Genomic DNA, 15,485 nt, shown 5'->3' on the forward strand with positions numbered 1-15,485 from the left:
TCCCGTTGCGTTGAATACCCCAGACCAAAAAATTCTTGCAAAGATTCAACACCTTTGGTAGTTTCACTAACACCATAAAAGAAAAACAGCGCAAAAAGGCCTTTCATGTTACATGTTTTAGAGATATTCACAGCTGTGGAAAACCCTGTTAATATCCTCTCCCTCCATTCCTCATTCTAAATACAAGTGAAGTAACCAGCCATGAATAAACTTTGGCGAGAAACACTAGGGCTATTGGAACAAGAACTGCCGCCCCAGCATTTCTCCACCTGGATAAAACCTATCCGCTTCATAAGCGTAGATAAAGATCTAGTAAAGCTTGAGGTTCCGAACCGCTTTATTTTGGACTGGATTACAGAGCACTATCTCTATTTAATTAAAAATTCATTAGAAAATATTGGAGCTATTCCTTATCAGGTCAAAATAAAGGTGGGAAATGCACCAAAAGAGCAGAAAAACAATCTTGTTAAAGATACAGATAAAGAGGGAATAAAATCAGAAAACGAAACACAAGTTCAAAAAAAAAAAAAAACGTGGAATGGGGCGATAAACCTTAACCCAAAATACACTTTCAAGGAATTTGTTTCTGGTTCATCAAATCAATTTGCATCGGCAGCTGCAATGGCAGTTGCAAACAATCCTGCCACAACATATAACCCTCTATTTATATATGGTGGTGTGGGCCTCGGTAAAACCCATCTTATAAATGCAATAGGAAATAAAATCATATCTGAAAATTCTTCTATGAAAGTGTGTTACTACACTTCTGAAAAATTTATGAATGAATTAATAAATTCTCTCAGATACGCTAAGATGGATGAATTCAGAAATAAATTCAGAAGTATGGATGTTCTTTTAATAGATGATGTTCAATTTATAGCTGGTAAAGAAAGAACACAAGAAGAATTTTTTCACACTTTTAACTCTTTATATGAATCTCACAAACAAATAGTTGTCACATCAGATAAATTTCCAAAAGAAATACCAGGTTTAGAAGAACGATTAAGATCAAGATTCGAATGGGGTTTAATTGCTGACATACAAGCTCCTGATATCGAAACAAAACAAGCGATTTTAAAAATGAAGGCAGAACAAAATAAAATACATCTTCCAGAAGATGTTGCCTTATTCTTATCTAATTCAATAAGTAGCAATGTCAGAGAATTAGAGGGATATTTAGTAAGATTAGGTGCTTACGCAAGTTTAACAGCAACACCAGTAACGCTTACTATGGCCAAGGAAGTTTTAAAAGATATACTTGTTGAGAAAAATAAAGAAATAACAGTTGAAGAAATACAAAAAATAGTAGGAGCATATTTTAATTTAAAAATTATTGATTTGAAATCATCAAAAAGACTAAAAAATCTTGTTCTGCCTAGACAAATAGCAATGTATTTATCAAGACAACTAACGTCATGCTCTTTTCCTGATATAGGAGAAAAATTTGGGGGAAAAGATCATTCAACTATAATACACGCAATTAAAAAGATAGAAAAAGCAATGAATGAAGATATTGAATTAAGATTAACAATATCAAATATAAGAAACAGTATAACCAGTTAGATTGATGTTGTTTAAAACAAATGTATAAATTGTTTACAACTCTCTTCTTATAAACAAAAAATGTCATTAAAAATACTTACTAACAAAAAGAGAATTTTTTCAAAATTTTACCAACAGGTTTTTAAATTTTCTAAGCATCTAAAATTTAATGATTTTTTATAGATATCAACAAACTAACAGCACCTATTACTACTACTATAATATCTTTTTAAAACCATAATAATAATAGAGTAAAACTCCTGGAGGGGAAAATGTATTTTATAATCTCAAAAGATCATTTTCTTAAAGGTTTAGGAAAAGTTCAGGGAATTGTAGAAAAAAGAAACACTATTCCTATATTATCAAACGTGTTAATCGAAGCAAAAGACAATGAAGTGATTTTTACTGCGACTGATTTAGAGGTGGGCATGCAGACATCTTATGAATCAGACGTAAAACAAAATGGAAAAATAACGGTTTCGGCAAAAAAAATATATGAAATTGTAAAAGAGTTGCCAGATAAAGATATCTCTTTCAAAGCAAAAGATAATTCATGGATAGAAATAAAGTGTAACAAATCTATTTTTAATATAGTCGGATTATCATCCGATGAATTTCCTTTTTTTCCAGCAATTCAAAATATTTCCTATTTCGATGTAAATTCAGAAATAATAAAAGAAATGTTGGATAAAACCTCTTTTTCTATTTCAAATGACGAAACGAAATATAATCTCAACGGTATTTTTGTAAAAACCATAAATTACAAAAACGAAAATAAACTAAGATTTGTTTCTACTGATGGCCACAGATTATCTTTAATTCAAAAGAATACTGAGGTAAGTGATATTTCTGAATTAAAAAAAGGAATTATAATACCTAAAAAAGGGATAACAGAATTAAGAAAAATAGTCGATGAAAGTTTTAATTCAATAAAAATAGGATTTATCGATAATAATCTTGTTGTAATACAGGGAAAAACAACGGTTTTAATGAGGTTAGTAGATGGAGAATTTCCCGATTATGATCGCGTTATTCCAAAAGAAAACAACATAGATATAGAAATAAATGTGAACGAATTTTTTCATGCACTTAAAAGAATTTCTATTTTGGCAAGTGAAAAATCGAAAGGGGTCAAATTTTTATTCAAGGAAAATATATTAGAAATATCATCTTCTAATCCAGACTATGGCGATGCTAAAGAAGATCTAACTATAAATTATAATGGTCCTGAATTATCAATTGGATTCAACGCAAAGTATCTCATAGATATAATGAGTAGTTTTACAGATAAAAATATTAAAATTTCAATCAAGGATAATTTATCACCAGGACTTCTCACCCCGGTTGATAGTTCAGATTATATAGCTGTAGTTATGCCAATGCGAATTTAATCCTAAAATATGATTTTAAAAAACCTAAATATCAAAAACTTCAGAAATTTACATACTCTAAAATTGGATTTTTCTGAAAAATTTAATTTTATTTATGGTAAGAACGGTCAAGGTAAAACGAATATAATTGAGGCTATTTATTTACTGGCTAATCTCAAAAGTTTTAGAGTTTCAAAAAATTCGGAACTCATTACATTTCACAAAAATAAAGCATCTATTAACTCAACTGTGAATTTTAGTAATTATAATAATATATATAATCTTATAATAGAAAATGAATCTAAAAAGATTTTTATAAATGATAAAAAACCAACCAATTTAAATGATTATTATGGTGATTTAAAAGTAATAGTATTTAATCCGGACGATATAAATATAATAAAAGGTTATCCCCAACAAAGAAGAGCTCTATTAGATAGAGCTATTTTTCTTTCTGATAAAAATTATTTAAATAAACTCATTTTTTTTAACAAGTGCTTAAAACAACGCAATTTGATATTAAAAAATGACACTAAAAATATAGATGTATATAACGAAATATTTTTAAAATCATCTTTTGATATCTATTATGAAAGAAAAAAATATATAAACAGAATTAAACCAATTTTTAATAAAATTTATAAAGAAATTACTAATAATAATGAAGATCCGAATATCATCTATAATGAAAACGATATAAAAATTTTAATGGCAAAACTAGAAGAAAATATTGAAAAAAATATTGAAAAAGAAAAAATTTATGGGATGACACTTTATGGTCCACACAGAGATGATCCTTTTTTTTTATTAAACGATTTATTAATAAAAAAATATGGATCACAGGGGCAGCAAAAATCATTTATGTTAGCTTTCAAATCCGCACAAGTATTTGATATAAAGAATGAAACTGGTTTTTGTCCAATATTGCTTTTAGATGACATGACAAGCGAACTTGATAGTGATCGTCGAAAATATTTTTATAAATTTCTTTTTAATCATGAAGGACAAGTTTTTTTAACGGGTACAGATAAAAATGTTTTCGAAGATAAAGTTTTTATGGCGAGTAAATTTTTTGAAGTGATAAATGGAAGTATTAATTAATTTAGTTGAGGTTTAAAAATGACAGAACCAAATTCTAATGTTTATGGAGCCGACAGTATAAAAGTATTGGAAGGCCTTTCAGCAGTGCGAAAACGTCCAGCTATGTATATTGGTTCGACAGGACCAATGGGATTACATCATTTAGTTTATGAGGTAGTCGATAATTCGATAGATGAAGCGCTTGCCGGATTTTGTGATGAAGTAACGATTACAATTCATGTTGATGGCTCAGTAACAGTTGAGGATAATGGTCGCGGAATTCCTGTAGAAATGCATTCAACTCAGAAAAAAACCGCAGCAGAAGTTGTTATGACCGTCCTTCATGCAGGTGGTAAATTTGACAATGATACCTATAAAGTATCCGGTGGACTTCATGGAGTTGGTGTTTCAGTTGTAAATGCTTTATCAGAAAAACTAAATCTTGAAATTCGTAGAAATAATAAAGTTTACAAACAAACTTATGAAAGAGGTGTCCCTTTAGCTCCATTATTAGAAGATGGAGAGACAAAAAAAAGAGGTACAAAAATAACATTTTGGCCCGATGGAGAAATTTTTGAAACTACAGAATTTTCTTTCGAAATACTTTCTCAAAGACTAAGGGAGTTGGCTTTTCTAAATGCTGGGGTAAAAATAAATATTAGCGACGAAAGAAACGATAAATCTCATGAATTTCATTATGAAGGTGGGATTGCCTCTTTTGTCGAATATTTAAACAGGGCTAAAACACCCCTTCATCCAAAACCTATATATTTTCATGGTCAAAAAGAGGGCGTAGATCTTGAGGTGGCTATTCAATATAACGATAGCTACGATGAAAAGCTGTTTAGCTTTGCAAATAATATTAATACCCATGAAGGTGGTACGCATCTTATAGGTTTTAAAGCCGCATTAACTCGCACCATGAACTCCTATGCCACAGCCAATAATTTATTAAAAAATATAAAGACTGCTATTTCCGGTGATGATTTACGTGAAGGTATGGCTGCTGTCATTTCTGTCAAACTCTCCAATCCACAGTTTGAAGGTCAAACCAAAACGAAACTTGGAAACTCAGAAATAAAAGGTTTCGTTGAAACTATGATGAATGACAAACTGGCTATTTTTCTGGAAGAAAATCCCCAAATTGCCAAAAGAATTTTGGAAAAAGGAATTGAGGCTGCAAGAGCACGAGAGGCCGCCAGGAAAGCCAGGGATCTCACCCGCAGAAAAGGTGCTCTCGATGGTTTGGCATTGCCAGGCAAATTGGCTGACTGTCAGGAAAAAGATCCAGCTCTCAGTGAAATTTATCTGGTGGAGGGCGACAGCGCGGGAGGAAGCGCGAAGCAGGGACGTGACCGTCGATATCAGGCTATATTGCCGTTAAAAGGGAAAATTCTGAATGTCGAGAAAGCACGTTTCGATAAAATGTTGACCTCCAATGAAATCAGAACTCTTATTACTGCCATGGGCACTGGTATTGGTAAGGATGATTTTGATATTTCAAAAATGCGATATCATCGCATAATTATTATGACAGATGCTGATGTTGATGGTTCACACATAAGAACACTTCTTTTAACTTTTTTCTTCAGGCAGATGCCTGCAATGATAGAGAGAGGCTATCTCTATATCGCTCAGCCACCTCTTTTTAAAATAAAAAGAGGCAAAAAAGAAATCTATCTTAAAGATGAGTTGTCTTTGCAGGATTACCTTCTAGATGAAGGTACTGAAGGGATGACAATTCAGATGGAAAAAAGTGGAAAAGCGATACGTGGAAAACAAATCATTCCTACCTTGAAAAATATTATAGATTACAACTCCCTTTTTGAAAAGTTGGTTACCAAGGGCGTCAATAAAGAGTTACTTAAAGTTTTTGTTCATGGAAAAGTACAGAACGGCTTTTCTGATATGGATGACCTAACGCCTTTGGCTGAAAGACTAAAAGCCTTGGAACCCCGGGCGGATTTTCAACCAATCAGTGACCCACCTCGAATTCTATTTACACTTGGCAGTATCAGGGCGAGGGTCGATCAGAACATTCTAGAGATCCTTTCCTCCCATGAATATACTCTGCTTCTGCAAGCATATCGCAAGATCGAAGATATATGTAAAGATGAAAAAGCTTTTGTTTCCTCTGAGGGAAAAGAAGAGGCTCAGATTGACAGCGTGCAGGAATTACTGACATTTTTTATGGATCGAGCTAAAAAAGGACAATATATTCAGAGATATAAGGGATTGGGAGAAATGAACCCGGAGCAACTGTGGGAAACGACCATGGATCCTGATAAGCGCGTTTTGCTACAGGTAAAGGTTGAAGATGCGGTTGAAGCTGACGAAATATTTACGGTTCTGATGGGAGACCAGGTCGAACCGAGAAGAGAATTTATTGAAAATAATGCCCTGAATGTATCGAATCTCGATATTTGATTCTTTGTTAAGGACGGCTTCCTGGAGGAACGATGTTATCTGAACATAATAAAGTGACAATCAATATAGAAGATGAAATGCGCAAGTCCTATATGGACTATGCGATGAGCGTAATCATTGGACGCGCTCTCCCTGATGTTCGTGATGGATTAAAACCAGTTCACAGGCGCGTCCTATTTGCCATGAATGATCTTGGCAATGATTATAATAAGCCTTACAAAAAATCTGCTCGAGTTGTTGGTGACGTTATTGGTAAATATCACCCCCATGGAGACTCAGCGGTCTATGATACCATCGTGCGTCTCGCTCAGGACTTCTCCATGCGTCACCCTCTTGTCGATGGTCAGGGGAATTTCGGCTCCGTTGATGGCGATTCGGCCGCGGCCATGCGTTATACCGAGATACGGATGGATCGGTTGGCCCACGAGCTGTTGGCCGACATAGACAAGGAAACCGTCGATTTTGGTCCAAACTACGATGATTCGATGGTTGAGCCGCTCGTTCTTCCAGCAAAATTTCCCAATCTGCTGGTCAATGGTTCTGAAGGAATAGCGGTTGGCATGGCCACCAAGATCCCCCCCCACAACCTTGGTGAAGTCATAGATGGACTGGTGGCGATCATTGATGATCCTCGCATGGATATGGATGATCTCATGCGAATTATTCCAGGTCCTGATTTTCCAACCGCAGGCTTTATTTTCGGTCTGGAAGGTATCAGGGAGGCTTATCGTACCGGCCGCGGTATCATTAAGATGCGGGCGCGGGCGCTGGTCGAAAAAGACAAACGGACAGGAAGAGAAGCGATCATCGTCACCGAAATTCCGTTCCAGGTCAATAAGGCCAGACTTATCGAAAAAATTGCCGAGCTGGTCAAAGATAAAAAACTGGAAGGAGTTTCAGATCTAAGGGATGAGTCCGACCGCGATGGCATGCGCATTGTCATTGAGTTGAAGAAAGACGTCATTCCTACAATCATTCTGAACCAGCTTTACAAGATGACCGCCATGCAGTCGTCCTTCGGCATCATTATGCTGGCTATTGTCGGAGGGCAACCCAAAGTTCTTTCCCTTCGGGATGTTCTGGACCATTTCCTTGATCACCGCAAGGAGGTCGTTACTCGCCGCTGCATATTTGAACTCAAGAAAGCGGAAGCGAGGGCCCATATCCTCGAAGGTTTCAAGATCGCCCTGGATAATCTTGACGAAGTGATAGAGATTATCAAAACGTCGATGAATTCGCCGGAAGCCAAGGAAAGATTGATGGCGCGATTCGCCTTTTCCGATATCCAGGCACAAGCTATTCTTGATATGCGCCTGCATCGGTTGACTGGCCTCGAAAGAGAAAAAATACTGGAAGAGTACCGCAATATTCTTGCCCTTATCGCCAGGCTCAAGGAAATTCTGGCCAGCGAGGTGGAGATTTACAAGATTATTCGGGAGGAAATTCTTGAGGTAAAAGAGAAATTCGCCAATCCAAGAAGAACCGAAATTGTCCCGATGACTGGAGATCTTTCCCTGGAAGATCTGATCGTGGAAGAAGACATGGTTGTGACAGTCACCCATTCAGGTTATATCAAAAGAAATGCTGTTTCTCTTTACCGTGCCCAGAGGCGGGGGGGCAAGGGGAAGTCTGGCATAAAGCCAAAAGACGAAGATTTTGTCGATCGACTGTTTATTGCCTCGACCCACTCGTATGTTTTGGTCTTTACCGATCAGGGCAAGGTGTACTGGCTCAAGGTCCATGAAATTCCGCAGGGCGGAAGAGCTTCTCGCGGCAAGGCGATCGTCAACCTCTTGCAGCTTTCGCAGGAAGAGCAGGTGACTTCCATTCTTCCCGTCAAGGAATTCACCGAGGGCAAATACATCATCACCGCAACGCGCCATGGCATCGTGAAGAAAACGGACCTGATGTCTTACTCCAATCCGCGTTCGGGCGGCATTATCGCCTTGACCATCGATGAAGGGGACCGTCTGGTTTCGACCCGACTGACCGATGGAACCATGGATATTCTTCTGGCCAGTCGTAACGGTAAGGCCATTCGTTTCCCCGAGTCCGGCGTCCGTTCCATGGGCCGCTCGGCCCGAGGTGTCCGTGGCATGATGCTCGAAGAAGACGATCACATCATCGGAATGGAAGTGGTGACGGACACAACAGCCTCGACTTTGGTGACCGTGACCGAAAATGGATATGGGAAGAGGACCGATCTTGACGAATACCGCATTCAGAGCCGGGGCGGAAAAGGCATCATTACCATCAAAACATCTCAGCGAAACGGCAAGGTAATAGATATCAAACTAGTTAGCGATGATGTTGACCTTATGTTCATCACGGATAGGGGTAAAGTCCTGCGGACCAGTGTTGCCGCCCTGTCGGTAATTGGACGCAACACTCAGGGAGTGCGTCTGATGGTGCTTGAGCCGGAAGAAAGGATCGTCGCTGTCGCCAAACTTGCTGAGAAGGATGAGGAAAATGGAGATACAGAGGCTGAAGAAGAAGCTTTTGAGGGAGGAGATCAGGAGGCAGAGGAGGAAATCTAGATTCCCTTTCCGCTTGATTTTAGGCGTTTTTCTCGCCTTGATCCTGCTGTTTGCCACCACCTGGTTTTATGTCGGCCTGGAGGGCAGGCAGGAACGACTTTTCAGCAAAGCCGAGCGATATTTTCAGAGCGGTGAGTATGAAAAAGCAGAGCGTTCATTCCGGCGCGTCTATAAAAAATATCCAGAAAATGAAAAGGCAGCGGAGGCGCTGTACCGATCCGCAGACATTCTTAATCTTTATCTGAAAAAGTACCATGAAGCCATTCTGGCCTTTCTGATGGTTGCTCGGGACTATGATGAGCAGGTCTGGGCACAAAAGGCACAGTTCCAGGTTGCGGATATATACAAAAATCGTCTCAGGGATTATCCTAAAGCCATTGTTGCCTACCAGAAACTTCTTGATCGCGGCGTGGCGGATGCCGACCGCATCCAGTATGAAATAGGAGATGCCTATTTTCGTCTCAACAACTATGAACAGGCCCGCATTGAGTTTGAAAGCCTTGTAAAAAGCTATGGGGAAAGTAATCTTGTCTCAGAGGTGAAATACCGGATAGCCTTGGCCTATTCCCTGGAAGGGCAATTTAAAAAGGCTGAAAAAATTTTTAAGGAGGTCATTGAGGCCTACCCCGATGACCCTTTTGCATTAGAAGCACGCTTCGGTCTGGCAACAGTTCTCGAGGAGCAGGAACGACTGCGAGAGTCGCTGACGGTACTTCAGAAGCTCAAAGGTATCTATCCCAAGGAGGATGCCCTCGCGAAAAGGATCGAGCAGGTCGAGGAGCGCATCCGCAAGAAAAAAAAGGCCATCTGAACAGGACTAAACGATGAATATTGGAGTCATTGGGGCGGGAAGTTGGGGGACAACACTGGCCAATCTCCTGGCCAAAAAAGGCTATGCCGTTTCTCTTTGGGCCTACGAAAAAGACCTGGTGGAGCGGATGGGGGAAACACGGATCAACGATCTGTACCTACCAGGTTGTACCCTCTCCTCAAATATGACGTTTTCGGCAGAGCTTGGCAAAGTCTCTGCTGGAAAAGATCTTTTATTGCTGGTGCCACCATCGCAGGTCATGCGTCGAGTTATGGAGGAGGCCGCCGAGGCCATTGATCCAGACACCTTGATGGTTTCCGCTTCCAAGGGGATCGAAAATAATACCCTGCAAATCATGTCAGAAGTGCTGGCAGAGGTGCTTCCGGGCCATATCAGGAAACTGACCGCCTATCTGTCCGGACCATCTTTCGCCAAGGAAGTCGCGGCAGAACTACCAACCGCCGTTACCGTCGCGGCAGAAAATCCAGCCATAGCCAAAAAAGTACAGGAAATTTTCAGTACAGACTATTTCAGGGTCTATACCAACAAGGATGTCGTCGGTGTGGAACTAGGAGGAGCACTGAAAAATGTCATGGCGTTGGCCGCGGGTGTATCCGATGGTCTGGGATTTGGTTACAATACCAGGGCGGCTCTTATCACGCGGGGGTTGGCTGAAATGAACCGCCTAGGCGCCGCCATGGGAGCTGACCCTGCCACCTTTGCCGGCCTGGCTGGCATGGGAGATCTCGTTCTTACCTGCACCGGGGATCTATCGAGAAACCGTTCGGTGGGTTATGCCCTGGGCCAGGGCCGTACGCTGAACGACATTTTGCAGGAAATGACGATGGTGGCTGAAGGGGTGAAAACGACTCTTTCGACCTATCAGTTGGCCAAAAAGCTTCAGGTGGAGGCCCCCATCACCGAGCAGATGTACCTGATCCTGTATGAAAACAAGAACCCCAGGCAGGCGGTCATCGACCTGATGCAGAGAGAACTCAAATCCGAGGCCGTTTAATTTGAAGGAAAGACAAATGAAAACCCTGCTTGTGGGCTTGCTTGCTCTTATTCTCGCCTCCACGACGGGCGTGGCGGCGCCGCTGGTTCTGATCGAGACAAATCGTGGTTCCATCAAGGTGGAACTTGCATCGGATAAAGCTCCAGCCACGGTGGAGAATTTTCTCGGTTACGTGGAAAGCGGCTTTTATGATGGAACGATTTTCCATCGGGTCATTCCCGGTTTTATGATTCAGGGCGGCGGTTTCGATGAAGGCCTGGAACAAAAGGCCACCAAGGCTCCGATTAAAAACGAAGCAGACAATGGTTTATTGAACCGACGCGGGACCATCGCCATGGCCAGGACCCAAGTGGTTGACAGTGCCACCAGTCAATTTTTCATCAATCTCAAGGACAACACCTTCCTCGATCATCGGAGCAAACTGCCGTCTGCCTATGGATACGCCGTTTTTGGCAAGGTGGCAGAGGGGATGGAGGTAGTGGACGCCATTGCTGCTGAAAAAACGACAGCAGCAGGGGCCAGGTTTCAGAATCTTCCAGTGAAAACCGTGAAAATTCTGTCGATTAGAAAAGTATCTGAAGACTGAGAGTTTGATCCGGCCTTGATCGTCCCGGAGGTGCTCAGGGAAAGAGGCGCAGGCAGTCAATGACCACTGTACGGATCATGACGTACAACATCCGCAAGGCCGTGGGAACCGACGGCCGCAAAGACCCCGGGAGGATAGCCGAGGTCATTGCCGAGGCGGCCCCGGATATTGTCGCCCTCCAGGATATTGACAGGGGCGAAAACGGGGACCAGTTGAAATATCTTTCTTCCCGTCTGGGGATGGAAGCCTTTGGCAACCTTCGTTGTAGCGGTAGCGCTTTTCTTTCTTATTATCCGCTAAAAGGAGTTTCTGCCTACGATCTGGGGGAGGGCGGTTGTTGTACAAAAGCCGACGCCACTCTTTCGGGAAAGAGACTCCACCTTTTTAATGTCCAGCTAACCGCCGATTCGGTCCGCCGCCGGTTCCAGGTGGCAAGCCTTTTGGGGCCGGATCTTCTCGGAAGCTGTCATCTCTGCTGTCCAACCCTCATTCTCGGCGATTTTGCAGACTTCTGGCTTGGAGCCGGAAACATGGCCTTGAATCTTGAGTTGCAAAGGGCCAAGAGACCATGGTGGGGTTCTACCTACCCCTCGCGTCTGCCCCTCTTCGGCCGGGATCGTGCTTACCTGCGTGGCGACCTGCGAGTGATCGATGCCGTGGTCTCACGCACCGGGATGGCCAGGCAGGCTTCCTCCCATCTCCCCATGACGTACACGCTGCATGTCGTGGATCCCCGGCAGTATCTCCATCTAAAAAAAATGAAGAGAAACGGCATGGAAGTCGCCCCAGGTTAGGCACAAGGCCGCGCACTGCCCACGGAAAAAAAGAAAAGGCGGGTTTGATGAGTGCATCGAGCTAGGGTTAGGTTGGAGGATTTCGCACGATGGCGAAAAAAAGGGGACAGTCGCAGGCACTGGAAACTCTGGCGATCCTTGAAGAAATATATCCCGAGGCCCACTGCGCCCTCTATTATCGAAACCCCTGGGAACTTCTGGTGGCGACCATCCTGTCGGCCCAGTGCACCGATGTCAGGGTCAACCAGGTCACCCGGACACTGTTCAGGAAATTTCCGGATATGGAGGCCTTTGCTGCGGCAGATCTGCTAGACCTGGAGGACGCTGTGCGGTCTACTGGTTTTTTCCGCAACAAAGCCAAGGGTATTCAGGGTTCAGCCAAGGTATTGCTGGAAACGCATGGGGGCGCTGTTCCACAAACACTGGCCGAGCTTGTGGTCTTGCCAGGAGTGGGAAGGAAAACAGCGAATGTGGTGCTGGGTAATGCCTTCAACATCCCTGCCATGGTCGTCGATACCCACGTGGGTCGCGTATCGCGACGCCTTGGCTGGACGACCGCTTTAACACCGGAGGCTGTTGAGCAGGATCTGTGTGCGCTATTGCCGTCAGAAAAGTGGACTATGACCAGTCATATCCTTATTTTTCACGGCAGAAGCTTCTGTAAGGCGCCTACCCCATTATGCTCGACCTGCCCCCTGCTGAGCCGTTGTCCCCGACATGGCGTAACGCGGTCACGCTGAGGCAGTTTTTTCTGCCTACAAAAAGAAGGGACTGCCTTGCCGGGCAGCCCCTTTAATATTTCCGCAATAGCAGGATACTCAGCGAAGATCCTCCAGATCAAGTTTGAAGAAGTCCTGGGCGGAAGGTTTTTTTTCGTCAAGAGCGTATCGCGTCGGCGCTGTTCCAGGCGCAAAGGCTTCGATCGTAACATTGGCGCTGTCCTCTACGGCCAGCAAACCGGTTTGGGGATCGATGGCTCGGAACTCAATGGAATCGGGTACGGGGAAATCTAGGGGCGGCAGACCAGCCACCGCCTCCTTCATGAATTCGACCCAGGCTGGCGCTGCGGCTCGGGAGCCAGTCTCCTTATCGCCCAGCGGTTGTTCCTGGTCGTAGCCGACCCAAGAGACGGCTACCAGTTGAGGGACATAACCTACAAACCAGGCATCCTTGAGGTTGTTGGTCGTTCCGGTTTTGCCGGCGACGGGTCGACCCAGGGCTCTCGCCCGGAATCCGGTGCCTTTCTGAACGACACTTTCCATCATGTTGGTAATCAGGTAAGCCGTTTCGGGGGAGATGACCCGTTCGGGGGACTGCTGAATAAGACGTTGATTTTTATTGGGGCCCCCGGGAAAATCGGCTGGGTCGATAGATTCAAGGACATAGCCATGACGATCAACCACCTTGGTGATATAGGTGGGACGGACCCTGACACCGCCGTTGGCAAAAACGGTATAGGCGCTGGCTAGTTCGAAGGGGGTCAGGGCAGAGGACCCCAGAGCCAGCGTCAGATCACGGGCAATAGGGGAAGAGACGCCGAGCTTGCTCACGTAGTTGCTGGCGTAGCGAATGCCGATGTCCTCGAGAATTTTAATGGTGATGACGTTATAGGAGTGGGTTAGGGCATCTCTGACACGAACGGCGCCATAAAACTTTTCACTGTAATTCTTGGGTCGCCAGGATGTTTCTTCACCAGATTCCGCGGTTTCCTTGTAAATGATCGGGGTGTCGTAGACAATGGTGGCCGGAGTGTACCCTTTGTCCAGGGCGGCGGCATAAATCAAGGGCTTGATGGCCGATCCGGGCAACCGTTTGGCCTGCAGGACGCGATTGAATTGGCTCTGGTAAAAATCGAAACCGCCGACCATGGCCTTGACATTGCCGTTATGGGGATCCATAGCCACGATAGCGCCTTGGGTTTCCGGGGTCTGCTGCAGGGAAAAGCGCAGAGAGCCGTTCTCAGGCGATTCGAGCCGAAGTTCGAGCAAAGAGCCCTTGGGAAGTTTGGTGCGGGATGCGTCTTGATTTCCTGTCGCGGGCGTGTCCCGGTTGACGACCTGGATTGGACCGGCCCAGTCGGCGGATTTAAGCTCAACAAAGCCCTCTTCGCTGCCGACCCGCACCAGCAGGACCTCTCGGGTTGAACCAGTCAGAACGCCCTCGATGTAGTCGCCTATTTCAAGTGGACGTTCGGCAAGTCGGTCAGCCTGCTCGCTGAGAAAAATTTCCTCCTCACTCTCGGCCAGAATACGCTGGGGTCCGCGATACCCTCTTCTCTTGTCATGATCGCGCAGGTTTTCCCGCACGGCACTCTGAGCGGACTGCTGCATACGGAGGTTCATGGTGGTATGAACCTTCAATCCGGCCGTATAGAGAACATCCTTCCCGTAGGTATCTTCCAGGTAGCGGCGGACCTGTTCGGTAAAGTAGGCGGCATCGGCAATAAAAGAGTTGACTCGGGGCTTGATGGTGATGGCTTCACCCTGAGCGGCCTCCGCCTCTTCGGGTGAAATATACCCTTCTTCGATCATGCGCTTGAGAACATATTTCTGACGCTCTTTGGCCCGATCGAAGTTTCGATAGGGGGAATAGCGGCTGGGGGCCTGGGGCAGGCCTGCCAGCAGGCTACATTCAGCCAGGGTCAGATCCTCGACGTTCTTGTCGAAATAGTTTTCAGCCGCCGCCTGTACACCATAGGCGCCGTGTCCCAGGTAAATCTGGTTGAGATAGAGGTAGAGGATTTCCTCTTTGGAGAGCTTTTTTTCCATGCGCCAGGCAAGAATCGCCTCTTTGAACTTTCGCTCGAATTTTTTTTCCGGGGTGAGCAGCAGACTCTTGGCCACCTGTTGGGTGATCGTACTCCCCCCCTGTACGATGCCGCCCGCCTTAAGGTTCTTGAGGGCGGCCCGCATGATGGACATGAGATCAATGCCCTTATGTTCGAAGAAATGACTGTCTTCGGCGGATACAAAGGCTTCGATCAGGCGTTGCGGCATACGATCAACCGAAACGATAAGGCGTCTCTCCTTGAAAAACTCCGCGATGGTTTCACCGCCATCACTGTATACTGAGCTGACAATGGGGGGCTGGTAGTCAGACAGGGTGTCCACTTTGGGCAGTGAGCCCGAAACATAGAGATAGGCTCCGCCTATAGCCAGTATGCCGCTTAGAAAGAGGCCGCCGGTCACGTAGAGAAGCCAAAGAAAAAAGTGTCGAATTGTCATGGTGTTAATGGTGCCTCCTTAGTTGACCAAAGAAAAATTTATAGCACAGGTGCGGGATAGCCGGCAAACCTTTTGCCGTTTGCCTGAAAGACCGGGTGT

General features: G+C 44.1%; 11 protein-coding genes. 10 read left to right on the plus strand and 1 reads right to left on the minus strand.

Going from position 1 to position 15,485, the window contains the following annotated elements; genetic code table 11:
• Positions 1-201: 201 nt before the first annotated feature.
• The 10 genes from dnaA (at position 202) to nth (ending at position 12,902) form a co-directional block, all read left to right on the plus strand.
• The gene (gene dnaA, locus AOP6_RS00005) at positions 202-1,563 is read left to right on the plus strand and encodes a chromosomal replication initiator protein DnaA (protein WP_155874605.1); all 1,362 of its coding nucleotides are present in this window, start codon (positions 202-204) and stop codon (positions 1,561-1,563) included.
• A gap of 251 nt (positions 1,564-1,814) precedes the next feature.
• Complete coding sequence (gene dnaN / locus AOP6_RS00010) at positions 1,815-2,933, plus strand: DNA polymerase III subunit beta (protein ID WP_155874606.1); 1,119 nt, start codon at positions 1,815-1,817, stop codon at positions 2,931-2,933.
• 9 nt (positions 2,934-2,942) lie between these two features.
• Entirely contained in the window at positions 2,943-4,013 is a 1,071-nt protein-coding gene (recF, locus tag AOP6_RS00015) for a DNA replication and repair protein RecF (protein WP_155874607.1), read from the plus strand.
• An 18-nt stretch (positions 4,014-4,031) separates the two neighbouring features.
• Positions 4,032-6,419, plus strand: coding sequence for a DNA topoisomerase (ATP-hydrolyzing) subunit B (gene gyrB / locus AOP6_RS00020; protein ID WP_155874608.1), 2,388 nt, complete (start codon positions 4,032-4,034; stop codon positions 6,417-6,419).
• Between the two features lie 32 nt (positions 6,420-6,451).
• Positions 6,452-8,956: a DNA gyrase subunit A gene (gene gyrA / locus AOP6_RS00025; protein WP_155874609.1), complete on the plus strand. Its 2,505-nt coding sequence runs from the start codon at positions 6,452-6,454 to the stop codon at positions 8,954-8,956.
• Between the two features lie 37 nt (positions 8,957-8,993).
• Complete coding sequence (locus AOP6_RS00030) at positions 8,994-9,767, plus strand: tetratricopeptide repeat protein (protein WP_213194658.1); 774 nt, start codon at positions 8,994-8,996, stop codon at positions 9,765-9,767.
• Positions 9,768-9,780: 13 nt separating this feature from the next.
• A complete protein-coding gene (locus AOP6_RS00035) occupies positions 9,781-10,782 on the plus strand; it encodes an NAD(P)H-dependent glycerol-3-phosphate dehydrogenase (RefSeq protein WP_155874611.1) in 1,002 nt (333 codons plus the stop codon).
• Between the two features lie 16 nt (positions 10,783-10,798).
• Positions 10,799-11,368 carry a peptidylprolyl isomerase gene (locus AOP6_RS00040; RefSeq protein ID WP_155874612.1) on the plus strand — a complete coding sequence of 190 codons (570 nt, stop codon included), beginning with the start codon at positions 10,799-10,801 and terminating at the stop codon, positions 11,366-11,368.
• Positions 11,369-11,427: 59 nt separating this feature from the next.
• Entirely contained in the window at positions 11,428-12,162 is a 735-nt protein-coding gene (locus AOP6_RS00045; protein WP_155874613.1) for an endonuclease/exonuclease/phosphatase family protein, read from the plus strand.
• A gap of 89 nt (positions 12,163-12,251) precedes the next feature.
• Positions 12,252-12,902 carry an endonuclease III gene (nth, locus tag AOP6_RS00050; protein ID WP_155874614.1) on the plus strand — a complete coding sequence of 217 codons (651 nt, stop codon included), beginning with the start codon at positions 12,252-12,254 and terminating at the stop codon, positions 12,900-12,902.
• A gap of 78 nt (positions 12,903-12,980) precedes the next feature.
• Here the strand turns inward: nth and AOP6_RS00055 are convergent, their stop codons facing one another.
• Entirely contained in the window at positions 12,981-15,386 is a 2,406-nt protein-coding gene (locus AOP6_RS00055; RefSeq protein WP_155874615.1) for a PBP1A family penicillin-binding protein, read from the minus strand.
• Positions 15,387-15,485 lie beyond the last annotated feature (99 nt).

The organism is Desulfuromonas sp. AOP6 (genome assembly GCF_009731355.2).
Lineage (GTDB): Bacteria > Desulfobacterota > Desulfuromonadia > Desulfuromonadales > SZUA-540 > SZUA-540.

Coding starts and splice junctions, on each gene's coding strand:
- dnaA (WP_155874605.1), top strand. CDS start 202: ATGAATAAACTTTGGCGAGAAACACTAGGGCTATTGGAACAAGAACTG.
- dnaN (WP_155874606.1), top strand. CDS start 1,815: ATGTATTTTATAATCTCAAAAGATCATTTTCTTAAAGGTTTAGGAAAA.
- recF (WP_155874607.1), top strand. CDS start 2,943: ATGATTTTAAAAAACCTAAATATCAAAAACTTCAGAAATTTACATACT.
- gyrB (WP_155874608.1), top strand. CDS start 4,032: ATGACAGAACCAAATTCTAATGTTTATGGAGCCGACAGTATAAAAGTA.
- gyrA (WP_155874609.1), top strand. CDS start 6,452: ATGTTATCTGAACATAATAAAGTGACAATCAATATAGAAGATGAAATG.
- AOP6_RS00035 (WP_155874611.1), top strand. CDS start 9,781: ATGAATATTGGAGTCATTGGGGCGGGAAGTTGGGGGACAACACTGGCC.
- AOP6_RS00040 (WP_155874612.1), top strand. CDS start 10,799: ATGAAAACCCTGCTTGTGGGCTTGCTTGCTCTTATTCTCGCCTCCACG.
- AOP6_RS00045 (WP_155874613.1), top strand. CDS start 11,428: ATGACCACTGTACGGATCATGACGTACAACATCCGCAAGGCCGTGGGA.
- nth (WP_155874614.1), top strand. CDS start 12,252: ATGGCGAAAAAAAGGGGACAGTCGCAGGCACTGGAAACTCTGGCGATC.
- AOP6_RS00055 (WP_155874615.1), bottom strand. CDS start 15,386: ATGACAATTCGACACTTTTTTCTTTGGCTTCTCTACGTGACCGGCGGC.